This window comes from Streptomyces sp. UH6 (genome assembly GCF_013421635.1).
GTDB lineage: Bacteria > Actinomycetota > Actinomycetes > Streptomycetales > Streptomycetaceae > Streptomyces > Streptomyces abyssomicinicus.
The window spans coordinates 1-7,054 of record NZ_JACADT010000238.1; the positions used below are offsets into that span (position 1 = coordinate 1).

A 7,054-nucleotide genomic window follows, 5' to 3' on the forward strand; every position below is an offset into this window, starting at 1 on the left:
GCGGGTGGCGGCCCTCGCGAGCGGGCGGGGCGGGTTACAGGAGGGCGACGAGGTGGACGAGGCCGTAGCAGGCGGCGGCGACCGCCGCCGCGGCCGGCATGGTGATGAACCAGCCCAGGACGATGTTCTTGGCCACCCCCCACCGCACCGCGTTGACCCGCTTGGTCGCACCGACACCCATGATCGCCGAGGTGATCACGTGCGTGGTCGAGATCGGCGCCTTGAAGATGAAGGCGGTCACGAACATGATCGACGCGCCCGTGGTCTCGGCGGCGAACCCCTGCGGCGGGTCCAGCTCGATGATCTTGCGTCCCAGCGTCCGCATGATGCGCCAGCCGCCCGCGTAGGTGCCCAGCGACAGCATCAGCGCGCACATGACCTTGACCCACACCGGGATCGCGTCGCCGTACTCCTCGACGTCGGCGATGACCAGGGCCATCACCACGATGCCCATGGTCTTCTGGGCGTCCTGCAGGCCGTGGCCCAGCGCCATGCCGGCCGCGGAGACGGTCTGGGCGATGCGGAAGCCGCGCTTGGCCTTGTGCGGGTTGGAGCGGCGGAAGATCCACATGATGGCCGTCATCACCAGGTAGCCGATGACCAGGCCCACCACGGGCGAGATGAACATCGGCAGCACGATCTTCTGCAGGACGCCGTCCCAGAAGACGGTGATCCCGCCGGCCAGGGCCGCGCCCACCATGCCGCCGAAGAGGGCGTGCGAGGAGGACGAGGGCAGGCCGAAGTACCAGGTGAGGAGGTTCCAGGCGATCGCGCCGACCAGCGCCGCGAAGAGGATGCCCATGCCCTTGGAGCCCTGGGGCGTCTCGATCAGACCCTCACTGACGGTCTTGGCGACGCCGGAGCCCAGGAAGGCGCCGAGCAGGTTCATCACGGCGGCCATCGCCAGCGCGGCCCGCGGCGTCAGCGCGCGGGTGGAGACCGAGGTGGCGATCGCGTTCGCGGAGTCGTGGAAGCCGTTGGTGTAGGTGAAGAAGAGCGCGACACCCACGGTCACGATCAGAGCAAAGGTGTCCATGTCAGGGTTCAGGACTCCTTGACCGAGATCGTCTCCACCGTGTTGGCCACGTGTTCGAAGGCGTCCGCGGCCTCCTCGAGGACGTCCACGACCTGCTTGAGCTTGAGCACCTCGATGGCGTCGTACTTGCCGTTGAAGAGCTGGGCCAGCAGCTTGCGGTGGATCTGGTCGGCCTGGTTCTCGAGGCGGTTGACCTCGATCCAGTACTCGGTGAGGTTCGACATGGTGCGCAGGTTGGGCATGGCCTCGGCGGTCAGCTCGGCCGCGCGCGCCAGCACCTCGATCTGCTGCTCGACGCCCTTGGGGAGTTCCTCGATGTTGTAGAGGACGACCAGGTCGACGGCCTCCTCCATGAAGTCCATGATGTCGTCGAGCGAGCCGGCGAGGGCGTAGATGTCCTCGCGGTCGAACGGCGTGATGAAGGACGAGTTCAGTTGGTGGAAGATCGCGTGGGTGGCGTCGTCGCCCGCGTGTTCCGCGGCCCGCATCCGCTCGGCGATCTCGCCCCGCGCGGACGGCTCCGCACCGAGCAGTTCCAGCAGGAGCTTGGAGCCCGTGACGATGTTGTCCGCGGAGGCGGAGAACATGTCGTAGAAGCTCGTCTCCCTGGGGGTCAGACGAAAGCGCACGTGGGGTCCTCGGAGGGTCTTCGAATCGGTCAGGGTGATGCTAGGCCCATCAGGTGGCCGCTGCTAATGGAGCGGCGTGCCGGAATCCAGTGTCGTTCATCCGCTCCGCTGCGGCCGTAACCCCATCTACCCACCGAACGCGAGTACCATATACCCGGCAGGGGTATGCATCTCGGGTGGACCGTCGGGGTCCGGCCGTGACATATGTGACACACGAGGCGAGGAGGCTGCCGGAGATGGCGACGACGCCGGAGGCCGGGCAGGCCGTGGAGGCCCCCGCCGAGGAGCACGGGGCCGAGGAGCGCGCGACGGGCGGGCACGGACAGCAGCCGGCCGCGGACGCCGCCGCGAACGGGCACCACTACGGCTATCACGCGCAGAAGGCCGAGCACCTGAAGCGCCTGCGGCGGATCGAGGGGCAGATCCGCGGTCTGCAGCGGATGGTCGAGGAGGACGTCTACTGCATCGACATACTCACGCAGGTCTCCGCCTCGACCAAGGGGCTGCAGTCGTTCGCGCTGCAGCTGCTGGAGGAGCACCTGAGGCACTGCGTGGCCGACGCGGCGGTCAAGGGCGGCGACGAGATCGACGCCAAGGTCGAGGAGGCCACCAAGGCCATCGCCCGGATGCTGCGCACCTGACGGCCCGCTGCGCGCCCGGCGGCCTGTGCCGCGCGCCCGGCGGCCCCGGCCGGGCCGGGGGCGGTCATCGGCATCAGCGGTGCTCAGCGCGCGGCGCGGCGGTCCTCCCTGACGCGGAGGATCTCGTCGATGCTCGCCTGGCTGAGCCGGTCGACGTTCGCCGAGGACGCGGCGATCATCAGGTCGCCGCAGATCTCTATCTCGGCGAGAGCGATCGGGTCCTGGACCTGTCCCGGTGCGCCGAGCGGAGCCACGCTGATCACCTCTCCTTCTGCCGGAGCCCGTACGGGCTTCCCAGAGTAAGGAGCGGCGGCGGTCGGCGCATGGCACGGACGGGCTAGTCCGGTGGGCCCAGAAGGTCCGGAGGGGTCCGCGCCGGTGCGGCGCGGACCCCGTGGCCTCGCGGTGGCACCGCCATGCAGCACCGCGAGGAGCTTGCGAGGAGCTCCGGGGAGCTCGTGAGGGCCGCGGGATCAGCCGAAGCGGCCCGAGATGTAGTCCTCGGTGTCCTGCACCGACGGGTTGGAGAAGATCCGCTCGGTCTCGTCGATCTCGATCAGCTTGCCGGGCCGGCCGATCGCCTCCAGGTTGAAGAAGGCGGTGCGGTCCGAGACGCGGGCCGCCTGCTGCATGTTGTGGGTGACGATGACGATCGTGTACTGCTCCTTGAGCTCGCCGATCAGGTCCTCGATGGCGAGCGTGGAGATCGGGTCGAGGGCCGAGCAGGGCTCGTCCATCAGCAGGACCTTGGGCTGCACGGCGGTCGCCCGCGCGATGCACAGGCGCTGCTGCTGGCCGCCGGAGAGGCCGGAGCCGGGCTTGTTCAGGCGGTCCTTGACCTCGTTCCAGAGGTTGGCGCCGCGCAGGGACTGCTCGACGACGCCGTCGAGCTCGGACTTCTTGTAGCTGCCGTTCAGCCGCAGGCCGGCCGCCACGTTGTCGTAGATCGACATGGTGGGGAACGGGTTGGGCCGCTGGAAGACCATGCCGACCTCCCGGCGCACCGACACGGGGTCGATCCCGGGGCCGTACAGGTCCTCGTCGTCCAGCATCACCTTGCCCTCGACGCGGCCGCCGGGGACGACCTCGTGCATGCGGTTCAGGGTGCGCAGGAACGTGGACTTGCCGCAGCCGGAGGGGCCGATGAAGGCGGTCACCGAGCGGGGTTCGATGGTCATCGAGATGTCCTCGATGGCCTTGTGGGCGCCGTAGAAGGCGGAGAGGCCGCTGACGTCGATTCGCTTGGCCATTTCAGTCACTTCCAGGAGTTTCAGCGGGGCGTCTTCCAGCGGGCGATGCCGCGGGCCACCAGGTTGAGGATCATCACGAAGGCGATCAGCGTCAGTGCCGCCGCCCAGGCGCGGTCGTAGGCCGCGGTCGAGCCGGCGCTGTTGATGTACTGCTGGTAGATGTAGAGCGGCAGCGACGCCTGCGCTCCCTCGAAGGGATTGGCGTTGATGAAGTTGTTGCCGAAGACCAGCAGCAGCACCGGGGCGCTCTCGCCCGCGATGCGGGCGATGGCGAGCATCACGCCGGTGGTGATGCCGCCGACCGCGGTCGGCAGGACGACCTTCAGGATGGTCCGCCACCTAGGCACACCCAGGGCGAGGGACGCCTCGCGCAGCTCGTTGGGGACGAGCTTGAGCATCTCCTCGGTGGAGCGGACGACGACCGGCAGCATCAGGATGGCCAGCGCCAGCGAGCCGGCGAAGCCGAACGGCTGGAGGTCGAGCATGAGCATCAGGCTCAGGATGAACAGGCCGGCCACGATGGACGGGATGCCGGTCATCACGTCGACGAAGAAGGTGACGGCCTTGGCGAGCGCGCCCCGGCCGTACTCCACCAGGTAGATCGCGGTGAGCACGCCGACCGGGGCGGCGATCAGGGTGGCGAGGCCCACCTGCTGCGCGGTGCCGAGGATGGCGTGGTAGATGCCGCCGCCGGGCTCGGCGTCGGCCACGACGCCCATGGAGTGGGTGAGGAAGTACCCGTCGAGGACCTTCACGCCGCGCACCGCGGTCTCCCAGACCAGGGAGAGCAGGGGAACGACGGCGAGCAGGAAGGCGACCCAGACCAGGCTGGTGGCGACGCGGTCCTTGGCCTGGCGGCGGCCCTCGACCTTGGCGGAGAGCGCGTAGGTGCCGAGGACGAACAGGACCGAGGCGATCAGCCCCCACTGGACGCGGCTGTGCAGGCCGAAGGCGAGACCGACGGCCACGGCGACGGCGACCGCGGTGACGGCGACGCCCCAGGGGGCCCACTTCGGCAGCCGGGCGCCCTGCAGGGAGACGGGCTTGAGGACGGCGGACGTGGTGCTCATGCGTTGGCCCCCGAGTACTCCTTGCGGCGGGCGATGATCATGCGCGCGGCGCCGTTGACCAGCAGGGTGATGACGAACAGGACGAGACCGGAGGCGATCAGCGCGTCACGGCCCTGCTCGTTCGCCTCGCCGAACTTGCTGGCGATGTTCTGGGCGAAGGTGCCGCCGCCCGGGTCGAGCAGGCTGGCCTGGATGTCGAAGGTGGGCGACAGGACGGTCGCCACGGCCATGGTCTCGCCGAGCGCGCGGCCGAGACCCAGCATCGAGGCGGAGATCACGCCGGAGCGGCCGAAGGGGAGCACCGACATGCGGATGACCTCCCAGCGCGTCGCGCCGAGGGCGAGCGCGGCCTCCTCGTGCGCCTTGGGCACCTGGCGGAAGACCTCGCGGCTCACGTTGGTGATGACCGGCAGGATCATGATCGCCAGCAGGATGCCGACGGTGAGCATGGAGCGGGCGGGGCCGCCCTGCCAGGAGAAGACGCCGGTCCAGCCCAGGTACTCGTCCAGCCAGCTGAAGAGGCCGTTCATGTGCGGGACGAGGACGAGCGCGCCCCACAGGCCGTAGACGATCGACGGCACGGCCGCGAGCAGGTCCACCACGTAGGCGATGGGGCCGCTGAGCCTGCGCGGAGCGTAGTGCGTCAGGAAGAGTGCGATGGCCACCGCGACCGGGACCGCGATGACCATGGCGATCACCGAGGACACCACGGTGCCGAAGGCGAGCACGGCGATGCCGAAGACCGGCTCGGTGCTGTTGGGGTCCCACTCGAAGGTGGTGAGGAAGTTGCCCTGGTCCTTGCTGATGGCGAGGGCGGCGCGGTAGCTCAGGAACACCGCGATCGCGGCCATCACGGCCAGCAGCAGGATGCCCGAGCCGCGGGAGAGGCCGAGGAAGACGCGGTCGCCCCGGCGGGTCGTGCCGCGGGCGGCGCGGGGAGCGCCGGGCGTCGGGGCGGGCTTCCGCTCCGGGCCCGGGGCGGAGGGCGCGGGGGTCGTGGCCGCGCCCGCGGAAGCGGTGTCGTCGTCGCCCGCGTGGGGCTTTCGTGTCGATATGTCCATCAGGATCTCCGGTCTGCGGGGCCGTGGCCCGCCCTGGTGGTGCTGGGCGGGCCCGCGGCTCCTGGCGGCGGTGCACCGGACGGAGCCCGGCCGGGGGCCGGGCTCGCGGGGGATCAGGCGAGGCCGTCGATGGTCTCGCGGACCTTGCCGATGATCTCGTCGGGGATCGGGGCGTAGCCGGCGTCGGCGAGCAGCGCCTGGCCGTCCTCGCTCGCGATGTAGTTCAGGAAGGCCTTGGTCGCCGGGAGCGTCTCGGGCTTGTTGCCCTTGTCGCAGACGATCTCGTAGGTGACCAGGACGATCGGGTAGGCGTTGTCGGCGGTGGTGCCGTAGTTCAGCTCCAGGGCCAGGTCCTTGCCGGTGCCCACGATCTTGGCGTCGGCGATGGCGTTGGAGGCGTTCTCCACGGTCGCGGCGACCGGGGCGGAGGCGCCGGTGGCGATGGAGACGGTGGTGCTGTCCTTGGCGTAGGAGAGCTCCATGTAGCCGATGGCGCCCTCGGTCTGCTTCACCTGCTGGGCCACGCCGCTGGAGCCGGAGGCCGCCTGGCCGCCCTTGGCCTGCCAGGACTTGCCGCCCTCGTACTTCCAGTCGTCCGGGGCCGCGGCGATCAGGTACTTGGTGAAGTTGTCCGTGGTGCCGGACTCGTCGGAGCGGTGGAAGGCCTGGATCTTGGTGGACGGCAGCTCGGCGTCCGGGTTCAGCTTCTTGATCGCCGCGTCGTCCCAGGTGGTGATCTTCGAGTCGAAGATCTTCGCCAGGGTCGGGGCGTCCAGGACCAGGCCGTCCACGCCGGGGAGGTTGTAGGAGACCGCGATCGGGCCGCCGACCATGGGCAGGTCGATCGCCTGGCCGTCCTTGCAGATCTTCTTGGACTCCTCGATCTCCTCCGGCTTGAGCGCGGAGTCGGAGCCGGCGAAGGCGACCTGGCCCTGGGTGAACGCGGTGATGCCGGCGCCGGAGCCGGAGCCCTTGTAGTTGATCTGGAGGGCACCCTGGCAGGCGGCGGAGAACTGCTTCACCCACGCGTCTATCGCGTTCTTCTGCGCGGAGGAGCCGTCCGCGAGGAGTTGGCCCTTGGCGTCGCCGCAGTCGATCGCGCCCGCCTTCGGGGTGGTGGTGCCGCCGGTGCCACCGGTCTCGCTCGTCGCGTCCGAGCCGCACGCCGTGAGGGCCAGGGCGCCGGAGACGGCGAGGGCGCCGAGGGTCAGGGCCCGCCGGGTCCGGCGCCGGGTCTTGCGCTGAAGCGTCACTTTTCGTGGATTCCTTCCGGGAGCCGCCGGGTGGTTGGTGTGCGGTGGCGGCGTGCGAAGTTTCGGGTGCCGGGGGGTGTCTTTGCGTCGGTTTCCCCGCCGTCGAGGTCGAAA

8 protein-coding genes are annotated in these 7,054 nt (G+C 69.8%); 1 reads left to right on the forward strand and 7 read right to left on the reverse strand.

The window, feature by feature from the left end:
- Window positions 1–34: 34 nt before the first annotated feature.
- Window positions 35–1,036, reverse strand: a complete 1,002-nt coding sequence (locus tag HW445_RS14045; RefSeq protein WP_180221359.1) for an inorganic phosphate transporter — start codon at window positions 1,034–1,036, stop codon at window positions 35–37.
- Window positions 1,037–1,044: 8 nt separating this feature from the next.
- The gene (locus HW445_RS14050; protein WP_180221360.1) at window positions 1,045–1,665 is read right to left on the reverse strand and encodes a DUF47 family protein; all 621 of its coding nucleotides are present in this window, start codon (window positions 1,663–1,665) and stop codon (window positions 1,045–1,047) included.
- A gap of 236 nt (window positions 1,666–1,901) precedes the next feature.
- Here HW445_RS14050 and HW445_RS34125 point away from each other — a divergent pair, with 236 nt between their 5' ends.
- Window positions 1,902–2,306 carry a metal-sensitive transcriptional regulator gene (locus HW445_RS34125; protein ID WP_306673320.1) on the forward strand — a complete coding sequence of 135 codons (405 nt, stop codon included), beginning with the start codon at window positions 1,902–1,904 and terminating at the stop codon, window positions 2,304–2,306.
- Between the two features lie 83 nt (window positions 2,307–2,389).
- Here HW445_RS34125 and HW445_RS14060 read toward each other — a convergent pair whose 3' ends face one another.
- From HW445_RS14060 to pstS, 5 genes are all read right to left on the reverse strand, one after another.
- Window positions 2,390–2,569, reverse strand: a complete 180-nt coding sequence (locus HW445_RS14060) for a hypothetical protein (RefSeq protein WP_151774247.1) — start codon at window positions 2,567–2,569, stop codon at window positions 2,390–2,392.
- Window positions 2,570–2,779: 210 nt separating this feature from the next.
- Entirely contained in the window at window positions 2,780–3,556 is a 777-nt protein-coding gene (pstB, locus tag HW445_RS14065) for a phosphate ABC transporter ATP-binding protein PstB (protein WP_151774248.1), read from the reverse strand.
- Window positions 3,557–3,576: 20 nt separating this feature from the next.
- Complete coding sequence (gene pstA / locus HW445_RS14070; protein ID WP_180221361.1) at window positions 3,577–4,626, reverse strand: phosphate ABC transporter permease PstA; 1,050 nt, start codon at window positions 4,624–4,626, stop codon at window positions 3,577–3,579.
- Window positions 4,623–5,687: a phosphate ABC transporter permease subunit PstC gene (pstC, locus tag HW445_RS14075; RefSeq protein ID WP_180221362.1), complete on the reverse strand. Its 1,065-nt coding sequence runs from the start codon at window positions 5,685–5,687 to the stop codon at window positions 4,623–4,625. Before pstC ends, pstA begins: the two co-directional genes overlap by 4 nt.
- A 113-nt stretch (window positions 5,688–5,800) precedes the next feature.
- Window positions 5,801–6,940, reverse strand: coding sequence for a phosphate ABC transporter substrate-binding protein PstS (gene pstS, locus HW445_RS14080; RefSeq protein ID WP_180221363.1), 1,140 nt, complete (start codon window positions 6,938–6,940; stop codon window positions 5,801–5,803).
- Between the last annotated feature and the right edge of the window lie 114 nt (window positions 6,941–7,054).